Source organism: Nostoc sp. DedQUE05 (assembly GCF_034530955.1).
Taxonomy (GTDB): domain Bacteria; phylum Cyanobacteriota; class Cyanobacteriia; order Cyanobacteriales; family Nostocaceae; genus Nostoc.
The window spans coordinates 1-15,843 of the sequence record NZ_JAVRCB010000051.1 but is presented as its reverse complement, the minus strand read 5'-3'; the positions used below and the strand labels follow the sequence as shown (position 1 = coordinate 15,843).

Here is a 15,843-nt window from a genome sequence, read left to right as displayed (position 1 = left end):
TTAATCTATGCCAATTACTACTGATTCTCCCTCGCCCCGTATTCCATCTGGAACTCGTGACTCGCGCAAACATACCCCCAAAACAGATATGCGGGGACTTTATCAAAGAGCAATCCGCGAGTCATTTATTAAGCTCGATCCGCGAATTACTGTTAGAAACCCAGTGATGTTTGTTGTTTGGGTAGGGACAATTATCACCTTGCTTGTTACCCTAAACCCAAATTTGTTTGGCACAATCCAGGCAGATGTTAACCAACAACGCGTTTTAAACGGGTTGATTACCTTTATTCTCTTTTTTACCCTCGTTTTTGCCAACTTTGCCGAAGCTGTAGCTGAAGGACGCGGTAAAGCACAAGCTGATTCATTAAGATCGACGCGATCGGATACGATCGCTAATAAAATCCTCCCCGATGGTTCGATAGTAAAAGTCAATTCTACAGAACTGCGACGGGGCGATTTGGTAAAAGTCAGTGCAAATAATATGATTCCCGCCGATGGCGATGTCATTAAAGGTATTGGATCGGTGGATGAGTCGGCGATTACTGGAGAATCTGCCCCGGTATTGAAGCAACCAGGTACAGATATTGCCAGTTCGGTGACAGGCGGTACACGCCTACTCTCCGATGAGTTGACAATTCGCATTACTGCCGATCCTGGACAAGGCTTTATCGATCGCATGATTGCCTTAGTAGAAGGAGCAGAACGCAGCAAGACTCCTAATGAGATTGCTTTGACGGTATTGTTGGCTGTGTTAACGCAGGTGTTCTTAATTGTGGTGGCAACTATGCCTCCCTTCGTCAGCTACATCGCCAGCTTTATCAGCACAGCCTTTGGAGTTGAAGCTGGGAACAGTTTACGGGCGGGTGCTAGCGTTGCTATTCTCATTTCGCTACTGGTAGCATTAATTCCCACAACTATCGGTGGTTTACTCAGTGCGATCGGTATTGCCGGGATGGATCGGGTTGCTCAATTTAACGTCATTGCAACCTCTGGACGAGCGGTAGAAGCTTGCGGTGACATCAACACCTTGGTGCTGGATAAGACAGGCACGATCACCTTGGGAAATCGGATGGCTGACGAGTTTATTCCCTTGGATAATCACTCAATAATAGATGTGGCGCGAGTCTCCCTAGCTGCTAGCTTGTTTGACGAAACGCCAGAAGGCAAGTCAATCGTAGTTTTAGCAGAAAAATCTCAGGCTGGGGTAAACTTTAACATTGATAAAGCCGAAGGTGTAGAATTTTCCGCCAAAACCCGGATGAGTGGCACGAATCTACCCGATGGCAAACAAATTCGCAAAGGTGCAGTGGATGCCATTAAAGGATTTGTCCGTTCCCGTGGCGGTAACGTTCCTGATGATATAGATGCAGCTTATGAGCGAGTTTCCCGGTTAGGCGGTACACCCTTAGCTGTTTGCCAAGATGATAAAATTTATGGTGTTATCTACCTGAAAGATATTGTCAAACCTGGTTTGCGGGAGCGATTTGACCAACTCCGCCGCATGGGTGTTCGCACGATCATGCTCACAGGTGACAATCGAATTACCGCTTCGGTAATTGCCGAGGAAGCTGGGGTGGATGATTTCATTGCCGAAGCAACTCCAGAAGACAAAATTGAGGTGATTCGCTCGGAACAATCTGAGGGTAAACTGGTGGCAATGACTGGGGATGGTACGAACGATGCACCTGCTTTGGCTCAAGCAAATGTGGGTGTGGCGATGAATTCGGGGACGCAAGCTGCCAAAGAAGCTGCTAACATGGTGGACTTAGACTCAGACCCCACGAAGTTAATTGACTTAGTAACCATCGGTAAACAGTTGCTAATTACTCGTGGAGCCTTGACAACATTCTCCATCGCTAACGATATTGCCAAGTATTTTGCGATCATTCCCACAATCTTTGCGGCGGCTGGAATCGGCGCACTGAATATTATGGGATTAAAGAGTGCCCAATCTGCGATCGTCTCGGCGCTGATTTACAATGCTTTGATTATTCCGGCACTAATTCCGCTAGCACTCAGAGGGGTGAAGTTCTTACCTTTAACAGCAGATCAACTGTTACGTCGTAACATCTTGATCTTTGGTCTTGGCGGTATCGTTGCTCCGTTCATTGCCATCAAACTGATAGATATTATCTTACCTTTGTCTTAATTCTATGAAACCCGTTCATATCCGCCGCACTATTCCTGCATCCCAAGTATTAGAAGAAATAACTGAAATCTGGTGTCAATGGCGTAGACAAAAGCTACCACTGTATTTATTCTTAGCGATGTGTTTCAACCTAGTGGTTGCACCTGTAGTCTATGCAGCTACTGGCGAACAACTTTCTCGCAGTCAATCTTGGGGATTGGGACTGTTAGGACTGGTGACACTAGGGCTTTCCATCTATTTATTTTTTGTCATGTTTGTACCGGAGAAATTCTAATGAGTTTTGCACGCGAAGCTAGTAGAGCCGTTCGTTCTACCTTGGTACTCTGGGTTATTGGAGCGATTATTTATCCTTTTGCGATGATTGCCATTGGGCAGATTGCGTTTCCGTTTCAAGCAAACGGTAGTCTACTGAAAAATAGCGCCGGTCAAGTTGTCGGTTCTGCTTTGATTGGTCAACCTTTTAGTAGCGATCGCTATTTTAACAGCCGTCCCAGTACCACCAGCTACAGCACAGCCGATCCCAAAAAGGACGATGCGGGAGTTTTGAGAACTGGGGTTTCTGGCGCTAGTAACTTGGCTCCCAGTAATCCCGCATTAATGGAACGGATTAAAGGTAAAGATGACCCAGACCCCAGCAAAAAAGTTGAAGGTGACTTCAATCGTTTGAAAAAAGCAGGTGTGCAGCCGACTGGCGATTTAGTTTACACCTCTGGTTCCAGCCTTGACCCGCATATTACCCCGGAAGCTGCGATCGCGCAAGTTGCACGAGTAGCCAAGGCGCGAGGAGTTCAACCGAACCAACTCGAAACTTTAATTTCCCAAAACACCGATGGCCGCTTTCTCGGCATCTTTGGCGAACCTGGAGTTAATGTGTTGAAGCTGAATTTAGCTCTAGATAAGACTAAGGGATAAAGGCTTGAGAGAGTGCTGCTGATTCTTGCTATGCCTTCTATTCAAAATAGTTATCTATAGTAATCCTTAATGATTACTTCAAATCTAAATGTTAGATTCTCGGCTTAATTTAATAAGTCGAGAATCTAATTTTTAGTAGGTATATATAAAACCTATATCTCTAAACATATACCTGATTAGCTAATTAATAAACACATCCTCTATTTATTTAATACATTTTATATATCTTCAAAATATATCTCTGCAACAGCAGCTTTTACTCGTAAAGTATTGGACAATACTATTAGAGTTAAAAAACATTTTGTGCTAAAAACTAAAAAAACCTTAGAACCAAGCCTGTTTGGTGTTTTTATCGAAGATAATAGCGTTTACTGTGGCATTCATTTAAGTGATATTAAATTACCGAGTAAATGTATTTTTCTAGGAGTTTTAAGAGAAACTCAAGTTATTTCAGTAACAGATAATCCTAGTATTTTCGCCGGAGATTACATTTTAGCAATAGCAACCCATCCGATGATGGTTCCCGCTCTCAAAGTGACTCTTAAAAAAATTCATTCTGTTTACTATTCCCTCAACAGTTGCTTATTGGAAGCTCGACTAAGAGAAAGTCAATCTGTTAATTCAAATTACCCAGACCTATCAAGTACTTTCAATTCCACATATTATTAGACAGATGAACATTTCTCGAATAAAGGCAGGAGGCAGTTCGAGCTTGCAGCAAGAGTAAGAAGATATATTTTTGCCTCCTGCCTCTTTAACTTTACTGGATCTGAGTTCGACTAACTAAAGGTTATTAATATGCATACTTCGGAGCTTTTCCGACTTTATGTATCCGCCCACAAAAATGTTCATCAGTCCACCCTGATTGAAGCTAACCTGTCTAAGGCAACACATAGTGACACAAAACCACATGACGGAGACATTCCCTTTGTAGCAGTGTTTTTGGCTCACATTTCCTTTATGATTGTTTGGGCAATTGTTGTTTTTCTAGTTTCATCTGTCTGCAAAGCACTAGAAGATCCCCCAGAAAATGCGGCGCCAGATAAAGATGAAATAGTAAGCATTAAAGATTTAGAGCAACATAACTGTAAAAAATGCCAATTTTTTAACAATAACTATTTTCTAAAGTGTGCAGTACATCCTACCACTGCTCTAACGAAACAAGCACTCAATTGTTCTGACTACAGCCCTAAATAGGTGAATTTATGCCTATGCTGCTAATCTCCAGTATGCAAATTTGCAGTGGCAGATATTCTGGAAGCAGTTAGCCTGAAAACTTTCAAACTTTGTTTAAAGGTTAGAAAGTTCATTTGAAAAACCCAAACAAATTTTATGAAACAAAAAGAAACAGTATTTGTTATTCCGACTCATAGACTGAGAGATGTAGCACAGACCATCGAAAAGTATGATGAGAATTTCTGGGCAAATGGTCATGCTTTAAAAATTATCGTTTTTGACGATTCTAGCATTGCCAATCACGAGAAATATTATCCACTTTTAGAGCAGACTAAGACAGTCAATGATGTGTTTTATGTTGGGCCACAACAGAAAGAGCAATTTATTACATTTTTAAACGAAAGACTGCGCGATCGCAAGCTAGAATCACTAGTCAAAAACTTATTCCGACCTAGTTATGGCGGAAATCGCAACTTCACTCTCATGTATACCCTTGGACATTTAATGGTTAGTGCAGATGACGATATGCGTCCAGATGCATTAATTGAAACTAGCCCAGAATCTTTATCTGGTGATGAAATATGCCGAGGAAAATTAATTAAATCTAATCAACAAGGTGGCTTCGTTCATAAATCTTTTGATTTACTCACGGCTTTTGGTGATGTTTTAGGTCAAAAAGCCAGTCATGTACCAGAAAACTTCGAGGCTGGAGAATTGGTACTTGATACAGCAATGGATTTAGAAACCAATACAACTAAAGGTTACTTTCGAGAAAACAGCCTTTTATTACAACAGGGGAGAGTCTTGAATAATGCGATCGTTAAGATTGCCCAAACTTTTCGCACAGGAACTAATGATATTGATACCCTTGATTTTATTCACATGTATCTCAATGATGAAAACCAAATTAGTCCCAATGACCTAAATGATTTTTATATTCTTACCAATTTTCGACCCGTTATTACTAACAAAAACTGGAGAATGGATTGTGGAGTCGCTGGATATGATAATCAGCTAGGTTTACCACCCTTTTTTCCAACTCGGCTCAGATTTGAGGATTATATCTACAGGATTTGGATACAGCAAGAAGGGATTGCAGCTGCACACGTTGATGCTGTTCAAAACCATATTAGAAATAACTATATGCGTAATCCTCTAGCTAGCGAACTATTTAATGAAGAAATATGTAGCTTGCTGAAAAAGAAGATTAAAAACAGTGTTTATCATCTTGACGATTTGGGAATCAAGTTTGATTATTCAGGCGAAGTCACTTTACAAGATTCTGAGGAAATCCTGGAAAAAATCTCTGCTATCCACAAGCAGGTAGTCAAAGCCTCAATATCTACCCAGAATGAAGAACGCAAGCAGTCACTTCAATTATTTGCTGAGAATTTATCGAGAGTCTTCTATGGATTTGAACCAGACTTTTTTCAGCAAAATGTTTCCAGAATTATCGATGATGTTATTAGCCAATTTCACGGCTCTCTAGAAATATGGCCAACTCTAGTAGAAATCTGTTACTTTTACAAAGATAAAAAGGATTTACCACAAATCAGGGTTAAAAACAAGAAGGTAAAGTCTAGAAATGGCACAAAATCGAGCGAAATTCTTGTATAAATGTGACCTTTGGCAAACAAGCCATCATTCATCCAGTAAAGTTTTCTGAAACCCTTTCTTTTTGAAGATGTGCCTATAGAACTTAAGCCAGATCCCCGGCTTCTTGAAGAAGTCGGGGATCTAATTTTTCACGAATGATTTAGGATTGCTATATGTGCTAGTTAAGTAACTATGTATGCAAACGCTAATTATTGATAACTATGACTCTTATACATTTAATCTTTACCAGATGATTGCCGAGGTAAATGGGGAACTACCTTTAGTAATTTATAACGATCGCCTTAACTGGGATGAATTAAAAGAAATTGCATTTGACAACATTGTGATTTCACCTGGCCCCGGTCGTCCAGAAAGGTCAGAAGATTTTGGAGTCTGTCGGCAAATAATTGAGAATGTGGATGTACCCTTGCTGGGAGTTTGTCTGGGACATCAAGGACTTGGCTACCTATATGGTGGAAGAGTAATTCATGCACCGGAAGTTCGACACGGCAGACTCAGTAAAATTTATCATAATAATTCAGAATTATTTCAAGGTATTCCTAATCAGTTTTCTGTGGTGCGTTATCATTCATTATTAGTTGCTGATGAACTACCTGAATGTTTAGAAAAAATTGCTTGGACTGAAGAAGGATTGGTGATGGGATTGCGTCATCGGCATTTACCTTTTTGGGGTGTGCAGTTTCACCCAGAGTCTATCTGTACAGAATATGGGCAAAGATTATTAGAAAACTTTCGAGATATTACGCAGCAATTTACAGAGAAATCGTCAATAAGTCCAGAAAAACAGTATCGGATTCGATATGGATCTGTTACTCCTACTGTAGATAAACCCTGCCTTCGCGCAGCGTCTCGTAGAGAAGAACAGGAAGATAAGTTTGAATTGTATACGCGCAAGTTAGATATCTGCCCAAATACAGAACAAATATTTGTGCAGTTGTTTGAGAATGCCCCCAATGCTTTTTGGTTAGATAGCAGCCGTGTGGAATTTGGTCTATCTCGCTTTTCATTTATGGGTGATGGAAGCGGGGTTAACAGTCTATTGGTACGATATAATACCGAAACGCAAGAAATCATCGTCACCCAGTCAGATACCGTAAGTCGTCACACCGAAAGTATTTTTGAGTATTTGAAGCGAGAAATAAACTGCCGATTTTGTCAATCTGATGAGTTACCTTTTGATTTTAACTGTGGATTTGTTGGCTATTTTGGCTATGAACTTAAGGCGGAGTGTGGATCGTCATTGGTGCATTCTTCACCATTACCTGATGCAATTTTCTTACTTGCCGATCGCATGATTGCGATCGATCATCAAGAACAGTGTGTTTATTTGCTGCAATTAATCAAAAAAGGACAAACAGAGCAGGTAGAAACTTGGTTTGATACTATCCAACAACAACTCGAAACTCTAGATCCTCTTTTTTCTCTTGTACCTCAAGAAACTTATCAGCCAGTTAAGTTCCGTTTGAGTCGCACTTACCAAAATTACATTCAAGATATTCAGCAATGCTTAGACGAAATTCACGAAGGGGAAACCTATCAAGTTTGCCTGACTAATCAGCTGCACACCGATGCAACCCCCGATCCATTGACGTTCTATCGGACATTACGTAAAATCAATCCGGCTCCTTATTCTGCATTTTTACGCTTTGGTGAAATTGCGATCGCCTGCTCATCTCCAGAAAGGTTTTTACGGATCGATCGCCAAGGTTGGGTAGAAACTAAACCCATCAAGGGAACGCTACCACGAGGAGAAACCCCCGAAGCCGATTTCGTCCTCCGTGAGAAGCTACGCAACAGCGAAAAAGACCGAGCTGAAAATCTGATGATTGTCGATCTGTTACGCAATGATTTAGGACGAGTTTGTGAAGTTGGTAGCATCCACGTCCCAAAATTAATGGATGTGGAAACATACTCAACAGTACATCAGTTGGTAACAACGATACGCGGGCGATTACGTTCGGATTTACAAGCGGTGGATTGCGTGCAAGCTGCATTTCCCGGAGGATCGATGACTGGTGCGCCGAAAATCCGCACCATGCAAATTATCGATCGCTTAGAACAAGAGGCGCGGGGAATCTATTCAGGTGCGATCGGCTTTTTGGGGTTGAATGGTTCAGCCGATTTAAATATTGTGATTCGGACTGCTGTTTTGACTCCCAGTCAAACCTCCATTGGTATTGGTGGCGGAATTATAGCCCTTTCTGAGCCAGAGATGGAGTTTCAGGAAACGCTGCTTAAAGCCAAAGCCTTAATCGACGCTCTGCTTCTGATGATGCACGGAACATCTGAACCAGAAATGTATCCCATTTTGGGATTAGAAGCAACAACTGCCGATAGTTATGAAAAATTATCTGCCTAAATTAGAGACTTAATCAAGCATTGAGATGTCTTTGGGGTCGCTATCCCAACACAAAACTGGCTACTATTAAAGATTATTTGCCGTTGGTAAAGATTTTTGATACTGATTTTCAAACTGTAAAGACGCGTTAGTGCAGCTGTAAGAAGTAAAATTTTGTGTCTTTACTAAAGATTTGAGGCTTAACTGAACAGTATTGATTTATCTGACTTCGGCAGGTTGGAGGTTCAAAATAATTAATAATCAATAATTACTAATTTGTCATCAAAACCTCATATATAAATACACTTTCTTGATTGAGGAATGAATTTAAAGACAAAAAGTAACTACCGCAGATCGGGATTAAAAACAAGAAGCTAAAGCCCATAAATAGCACAAAATCGAGCGAACTTACCCGATCAACTCAACCTTTGGCAAATAAGCCATTTGCAAAACGTGACGATTCCTTATCTGTAAAAAATTTCTTAGATATATAGCTTAATTAACAACAATCTGATAAGATTCCGAACAAGTAGAATAATCACTTATTCTCTTTTTCTTGAACCAACTGATTTTGGCTATTTTTTGGGAAAGGAAAATAAAAATGTCTCATCTATTGTGGAAAACTCTGGTACTAAGTCCAGTAGTTTTGGGAGTGACGGTGTTGGTTTCCGCTAAGGCTATAGCTGCTGCCGAAGTAGCAAGTTCTTCTGAAGATACAAAGCCAATAGCTGCTAGTGCTTCATCAATATTCATTCAAACAGAGCAACCAAAAGTTAATCAGCAATTGCTTGCCCAAAAGGCTGATGAAAATAAGGTTTTAGAAGAGGTTAATCGCTACAACAACGAAGGCAAGAACCAGAATTCATTGTCTCAAGTCACATCAGTTTCTCAATTTTCTGATGTACAGCCGACTGATTGGGCATTCCAAGCTTTGCAATCCTTGGTTGAGCGCTACGGTTGTATTGCTGGATACCCAAATTCTACTTACCGAGGCAATCGGGCACTGACTCGTTATGAGTTTGCCGCAGGTTTGAATGCTTGTTTAGATCGAGTTAATGAACTAATTGCCACAGCAACAGCTGACTTGGTGACAAAACAGGATTTGGCGACTCTCCAGCGTTTGCAGGAGGAATTCTCAGCAGAACTGGCAACTCTACGCGGTCGAGTAGATTCTCTAGAAGCACGGACTGCGGAACTTGAAGCTAATCAGTTTTCCACTACCACAAAATTGGTGGGTGAAGCTATTTTTGCTGTTAGTGATATTTTTGGCAATAACACTGGCGATGCGAATAATACTGTCTTCCAAGATCGGGTACGTTTAGACTTGCAAACCAGCTTCACGGGTAAAGACGTTTTACACACCCGTCTTGCAGCCGGTAATGCACTATCCTTTACACAAGTAGGAAATGATGGTGTTGGAATCAATACTTCTGAAGGTATACAAACTTTTCAAATCGGCGCCACTGGTAACAACAGTGTGATTATCGACTGGCTGGCGTATTACGTACCCATAGGTCCAGCCCAAGTCTACTTTGCGGGCACCGGAGGTATTCATAGCGATTATGTTGCCACTAATAACCCTTACTTTGAAGACTATGATGGCGGTAATGGTGCTTTGTCTACCTTTGCTTCTGAAAGTCCGATTTATCGCATTGGTGGCGGTGCAGGTGCGGCACTGACTTTACCGTTTGGTAAGGGTGGCAGCTTTTTCAAACCAAGTTCGCTGACTATCGGCTATTTGGCATCAAATGCTGCTAATTCCGTGGCAAATCAAGGTTTATTAGAGGGTAACTATGCAGCCTTGGGACAGTTGAACTTTAGTGTTGGCGATCGCTTATCTATAGCTGCTACCTACGTTCACGGTTATCATGGTGCTGGAAGTGGTAATTTATTCGATCTAGGTGGTGGTTTGGGTAGTACTATCCGCGTTGTAGGTACTAATCAAGCTAACACCCTAACTACCTTAAACGGATCTTCCAGTAATTCTTACGGTATAGAAGCAGCTTTTAGACCCAGCGACAAACTGTCAGTCAGTGGCTTCGTTTCTTACCACGATATCACAGGCTTTGGCGCTGGTGATGATTATGAAGCTTGGAGCTACGGTCTTGGAGTGGCCTTACCTGACTTCGGTAAAAAGGGTAACGTTTTAGGGATTTTTGCTGGTGCAGAACCTTATGCCCGTAACCGAGGCGGAGTTTTTGCTGGTACTGGTAATGATATACCTTATCACTTTGAAGGCTTTTACAAGTATCGCGTGTCAGATAATATCTCAATCACCCCTGGCGTAATCTGGTTGACCTCTCCTGGTCAAAACAGCAATAACGATGATGCAATTATCGGTACGCTGAGAACAACTTTCACCTTCTAAAGGTTTACGCAATTTGCTTTAGGGACGCATAAGTATGCGTCCCTTTTAAATTTCGCCTTGGTGTACTAGATTGAGGGCGTTTATAATTCATATCATGTCCGCCAAATTACCCATAATAAAAGAACCCCACCCCCCAACCCCTCCCCGCCTGCGGGGCTACGGTGTATACACAAGTCTTTCTCACCCCCTCTAACTCCCCGATGCCTTGGGGGAGAACCGGGAACCGGATATTTCCCCCAAGGCATCGGGCTACAGTGTACACACAAGTCTGAAATAGCTTACTCATCTGGGTTTTTGCGTCACTTTTACCCCACCCTAACCCTCCCCTTGCAAAGGGGAGGGAACCGGATCTTTAATCTCCCCCCAATGCATCGGGGGATTAAGGGGGGTAAATCCGAGGTTTGCGCTTCATTACCAAGATGTGTGTACACAGAAGCCCCGCCTGCGGGGAGGGGAGACAAAGCACAGCTTTGGCGGGGTGGCTTCTTCGGGTTTAATAAGCAATCAAGCGGACATGATATCACGCCTGATATGAATTATGAATTATAAATTTCCGGGTTGACACAATTAGCCAAGCGATCGCCCCTTAATCCTGCAATTAAATTAGCGATCGCCATTGAAGCCATTTTTGAGCGCGTTTGACGGCTGGCGCTGCCAATATGCGGTGCAATAATTAAATTTTCTAAGGTTAACAACAGGCTATCGCTGGGAATCGGTTCGGGTTCAGTGACATCGACAGCCGCCGCCGCAATTTGACCGCTTGCAAGAGCGCGATACAAAGAATCTGGATCTACAATCGTTCCCCGCGCCGTGTTAATCAAAATAGCCGATCGCTTCATCAATTCAAATTGGCGATCGCTAATTAAATGATAAGTATCATCAGCCGATGGTGTATGCAGTGTCACAAAGTCTGATTCTTGCAGTAAGTGTTCTAACGTAGCAAACTCCACACCTAAAGATTGTTCTAACTCTGGGCTGCATCGTTGCCTACTCGTATACAAAATCTGCATTTCAAATCCTTTGGCACGACGAGCAACTGCTTGACCAATCCGCCCAAAACCAACAATCCCCAAGGTTGCGCCCGTAACATTTGGCCCCAACAACAAATCTGGTTCCCAAGTCTGCCACAAACCTGCACGAGTAAATCGATCTGCCTCCACTACTCGCCGTGCAGCTGCCATTAGTAATGCCCAGGCAAAATCTGCGGTAGCATCAGTTAACACCCCAGGAGTATTACCGACGGGAATTTTTCGTGCCGTAGCGGCGGCAATGTCAATGTTATCGTAACCCACCGCCATTTGACTGATGACCTTGAGTTTCCCAGACTCGATGAGTTGGCGATCGATTTGGTCAGTCAGCAGACATAGCAATCCATCTATTTCTTTGACTTTTTCTAGTAAAATTTCGTAGGGAGGGGGTTGACGTTCTGGCCAAACTTCCACCATCGCGAGCGATCGCAGTTGCTCTAATTCGATGGGTAGGCGACGAGTGACGAAGACTTTAGCTTGAAGCATAATTCTTGAACCTTTTATCTCCTCAAAGAGATATATTACTGGTTCATTTTGTCTTTGCTTAGTCTACCCTGAATATAGATGTTTATCCGTGGTGCTGTAGTACCAATTTATGACTAACTCAACTCCAATGGATGACGAGAAAAAGCTCCCCAAGAAGAAAGGTAAGTCGCTTCCTCCCAAGCTGATTATCTGGGTAGGAAAGTTTGTTTGGACGACTATGTGGCAGATAATGATGTCAAATCTTGCTCCTCGCAATCAGTCGGGAGCATATATTCGTCCTAATAGCCAGTTTCGCAAGTTCATCGGTACAGAATCAGGGAATCCACACCCACCAGCAACGGGGCGCTACAAACTCTATGTTGGGCTGGGCTGTCCTTGGGCGCATCGAACTTTGGTTGTGCGATCGCTCAAAAAACTCGAAGCGGTAATATCAGTATGTATCGTCTCTCCTTCGCCCATTGAAGGCGGTTGGATATTCAACGATGAAGTTGAAGGTTGTCGCACACTGGCTGAATTTTATCAAAAGGCAGAACCGGGCTACAGTGGACGCTCTACAGTACCAGTATTATGGGATAACCAAACAAAAGCGATCGTCAATAATGAGAGTTCAGAGATTATCGTCATGCTGAACTCTGAGTTTAACGAATTTGCCAACAATCCGACGCTAAATCTTTACCCAGAAGAACTTAAAGAGAAAATTGACTGGTGGAATGAAAAGATTTATCACGCGGTAAATAACGGTGTGTATCGCTGTGGCTTTGCTCAAACTCAAGAAGCATACAATCAAGCCTGTAATGAACTGTTCGCAACTCTCGATGAGATTGAACTTGCATTGCAGACTAATCGCTATCTCTGCGGTGAACATCTGACACTTGCAGATGTGCGGTTATTCACGACATTATTTCGGTTTGATAGTGCCTACTATGGGCTGTTTAAATGCAATAAGCAGCGAATTCGAGACTATGAGAATCTCGGAGCTTATCTACGTGATTTGTATCAGCTTCCGGGTGTAGCTGACACTTGCGATGTAGAAAGCGTGAAGCGGGACTACTACGGAAACCTATTCCCACTCAACCCCGGCGGAATTATCCCCAACGGGCCTGATATGTCTTATCTTAATCAACCACACGATCGCGATCGCATTGGCAAGGTAAATGCTTCATGAACCAGATTAATCGAGTTGCAATTGTCGGTGGAACTCATGGCAATGAGTTTACAGGAGCCTACCTAGTCCAGAAATTTGCTCAGTTCCCCGATTTAATTACTAGACCGAGTTTTGAGACAGTCACCCTGTTAGCAAATCCCAATGCTTTTGCCACCGGGAAACGATATGTTGAGAAAGATTTAAATCGCTGTTTTCTCAAGCAAGATTTAGAAGATCCAACTCTAAATAGTTACGAAGATTTGCAAGCTAAATTAATTCAGGATACCTTAGTATCAAATAAGGATAAACAAGCAGATTTCATTTTAGACTTGCACAGCAGTACAGCTAATATGGGTCTGACAATTATTCTTGATAACAGTCATCCTTTAAATTTAAAATTGGCTGCTTATCTGAGCCAGATTAATCCTTTAGTTAAGGTTTATCGCTGTTCTTTTAAATCAATTGCAGAAAACCCATTTGTAAATTCTCTGTGCGAATTAGGCTTTGCATTCGAGGTTGGCCCAATTGCCCAAGGAGTTTTAAAAGCAACACTGTTCCAACAAACAGAGGAACTTGTTCGCGCCCTTCTGGACTACCTAGAACAGTTTAACCAGGGTAAAATTCCATCAAATAATGAAACCTTGATTCTCTATGACCATTTATCAGTTGTAGACTACCCAAAAAAACCGGATGGTACAATCTTTGGAATGATTCATCCAGAGCTTCAAGATAAGGATTATCAAACTTTGAACCCAGGAGATCCAATTTTTATAACTTTTGACGATAAAACAATTGTTTATGAGGGAGGATCTACTGTTTGGCCAATTTTTATTAATGAGGCAGCTTACTACGAAAAGGGAATTGCCATGTGTTTAACCCAGAGGCAGCAAATCAACATCTAAGATGTGGATAAATTTTTTGGATAATTGCTTTTGATCGAAGCGATCGTAAAAATTGAAGCTCAAAATTATTAATAACTTCATATATCTAACGCAATTACTAAAAATTATTTATGTAAGTATATATATCTTAGTTATAATATATTAACGATCGGTAATTAAGAATCGGGGTAAAAAGTTGTCAAAAAATTTGATAAAATCGATATCAAAGGAGTGTTGAGAAACTATTATCTAATTCATCGGTAATATTTTTTAGAGAAGCAAATATAAATCTAACCCACTAATCTAGGCAATGTCTATGAAATACTGCTTTGAAAGTAACTCTTTGTTTTAAAAAGGAGAAAATGCAAACATTCAGGCTTGAGGTTTATTCTAAACTCAGCCCTGAGTTGAACTATGGAACTTTACTGAGAAAATTTAAATTTAACAATATAATTTACGCTTTAAAGTCTAAATACTTGAACTCATAATGAAAATTAAGCAAAAAAGAAACAAACCAATAGCCAGTCTTTCTTTAGATTTAGATAATATTTGGTCTTATTTAAAAAATCAGGGCGCTCCGGGTTGGCAGACTTATCCTTCTTACTTGGATATCGCAGTACCTCGTTTTTTAGATATTCTCAAGCAATGGGATTTGACAATCACAGTATTCATTGTCGGTCAGGATGCAGCCCTAGAAAAGAATACTAAAGCAATACAAGCGATCGCTAGCGCCGGTCACGAAATTGGTAATCATTCATTCTATCACGATCCTTGGCTACATCTGTATTCAGAGAATGAGATTGAAGAAGAGGTGGCACTTGCCGAAGAACATATCAAGCGCGTCACTCATCAGCATCCTATTGGCTTCCGGGGGCCAGGATACAGTTTTTCTCCAGCAGTATTGAAAGTTTTAGCACGACGGGGATACGAATATGATGCTTCGACTTTTCCTACATTTTTGGGGCCCATAGCACGAGCATATTATTTAATAACTTGTAAATTGAGCAAGGAAGAACGTAAAAAACGGGAAGCGCTGTTTGGCGGTTTTAAAGAGGGTTTGCAGCCTCTAAAACCTTACCAGTGGAAACTAGATAAGGATAAACTGACTGAGATTCCTGTTACTACCATGCCAATTTTTAAAGTGCCAATTCACTTCAGTTACATAATGTTTCTGAGTACATTTTCTTCGGAAGTGGCGTTACTCTACCTGCGAATTGCTCTGTGGCTGTGTAAAGTTACAAGCGTCCAGCCTTCTTTGCTACTTCATCCTACAGACTTTGTAAGTCAAGAAGATGTACCAGAACTCTCATTCTTTCCTGGTATGAGTGTTCCTACTTACAAAAAGCTGGCAATAGTGAACAAAAGTTTAGAAATGATATCCAGTCAATTTAATGTTTTGACTGTTGGACAACACGCTAAATTTGCAGCCAATGCGCCGAAACTAACTATATTAGTGCCTCAAAAGAGGTAAAAATATCATCTATGCGATTATATTAAAAGAATTCAGAACTCAGAAGTCAGAATTCAGTTGTCGTAGGGATGCAGCATTGCTCATTGGTGTCAACTTCAGCTAAAAGCTAGTTTTAGGCTGGCTTTGGCCCTAAGTTGCAATGAGTATTGCTGTGCCCCTACCACATGGTATATTTACCTGAAAATAGCATCTATTGCACAACAAAATCTAATGCACTCAGAGTTAGCGCACCAGTCAGAGTTGCAAATAGACCGCCACTACCAAAACCAGCCG

General features: G+C 41.5%; 12 protein-coding genes. 11 read left to right on the top strand and 1 reads right to left on the bottom strand.

Translation table 11 applies throughout. The features are described 5' to 3' along the window. The first annotated feature begins 7 nt into the window (after positions 1–7). From kdpB to RMZ42_RS28835, 8 genes are all read left to right on the top strand, one after another. Positions 8–2,149 carry a potassium-transporting ATPase subunit KdpB gene (gene kdpB / locus RMZ42_RS28870; RefSeq protein WP_322674640.1) on the top strand — a complete coding sequence of 714 codons (2,142 nt, stop codon included), beginning with the start codon at positions 8–10 and terminating at the stop codon, positions 2,147–2,149. 4 nt (positions 2,150–2,153) lie between these two features. Continuing rightward, on the top strand, positions 2,154–2,423 hold the full coding sequence (locus tag RMZ42_RS28865; RefSeq protein WP_322674639.1) for a potassium-transporting ATPase subunit F: 270 nt from the start codon (positions 2,154–2,156) through the stop codon (positions 2,421–2,423). After that, positions 2,423–3,061, top strand: a complete 639-nt coding sequence (gene kdpC, locus RMZ42_RS28860) for a K(+)-transporting ATPase subunit C (RefSeq protein ID WP_322674638.1) — start codon at positions 2,423–2,425, stop codon at positions 3,059–3,061. Before RMZ42_RS28865 ends, kdpC begins: the two co-directional genes overlap by 1 nt. A 303-nt stretch (positions 3,062–3,364) precedes the next feature. Beyond that, a complete protein-coding gene (locus RMZ42_RS28855; protein ID WP_322674637.1) occupies positions 3,365–3,730 on the top strand; it encodes a TrkA C-terminal domain-containing protein in 366 nt (121 codons plus the stop codon). Positions 3,731–3,859: 129 nt separating this feature from the next. Further along, positions 3,860–4,258, top strand: a complete 399-nt coding sequence (locus RMZ42_RS28850) for a hypothetical protein (RefSeq protein ID WP_322674636.1) — start codon at positions 3,860–3,862, stop codon at positions 4,256–4,258. A gap of 135 nt (positions 4,259–4,393) precedes the next feature. Beyond that, positions 4,394–5,854 (top strand): hypothetical protein, encoded by a 1,461-nt coding sequence (locus tag RMZ42_RS28845; protein WP_322674635.1) that lies wholly within the window; start codon positions 4,394–4,396, stop codon positions 5,852–5,854. Between the two features lie 175 nt (positions 5,855–6,029). Beyond that, complete coding sequence (pabB, locus tag RMZ42_RS28840; protein WP_322674634.1) at positions 6,030–8,213, top strand: aminodeoxychorismate synthase component I; 2,184 nt, start codon at positions 6,030–6,032, stop codon at positions 8,211–8,213. Between the two features lie 580 nt (positions 8,214–8,793). Further along, positions 8,794–10,560, top strand: coding sequence for an iron uptake porin (locus tag RMZ42_RS28835; protein ID WP_322674633.1), 1,767 nt, complete (start codon positions 8,794–8,796; stop codon positions 10,558–10,560). A gap of 536 nt (positions 10,561–11,096) precedes the next feature. Here RMZ42_RS28835 and RMZ42_RS28830 read toward each other — a convergent pair. Next, positions 11,097–12,074 (bottom strand): D-glycerate dehydrogenase, encoded by a 978-nt coding sequence (locus RMZ42_RS28830; RefSeq protein ID WP_322674632.1) that lies wholly within the window; start codon positions 12,072–12,074, stop codon positions 11,097–11,099. Between the two features lie 109 nt (positions 12,075–12,183). Here RMZ42_RS28830 and RMZ42_RS28825 point away from each other — a divergent pair, with 109 nt between their 5' ends. From RMZ42_RS28825 to RMZ42_RS28815, 3 genes are all read left to right on the top strand, one after another. Continuing rightward, on the top strand, positions 12,184–13,239 hold the full coding sequence (locus tag RMZ42_RS28825; RefSeq protein WP_322674631.1) for a glutathione S-transferase family protein: 1,056 nt from the start codon (positions 12,184–12,186) through the stop codon (positions 13,237–13,239). Next, positions 13,236–14,120, top strand: coding sequence for an aspartoacylase (locus RMZ42_RS28820; RefSeq protein WP_322674630.1), 885 nt, complete (start codon positions 13,236–13,238; stop codon positions 14,118–14,120). Before RMZ42_RS28825 ends, RMZ42_RS28820 begins: the two co-directional genes overlap by 4 nt. 466 nt (positions 14,121–14,586) lie before the next feature. Continuing rightward, positions 14,587–15,570: a polysaccharide deacetylase family protein gene (locus tag RMZ42_RS28815; RefSeq protein ID WP_322674629.1), complete on the top strand. Its 984-nt coding sequence runs from the start codon at positions 14,587–14,589 to the stop codon at positions 15,568–15,570. The last annotated feature ends 273 nt before the right edge of the window (positions 15,571–15,843 follow it).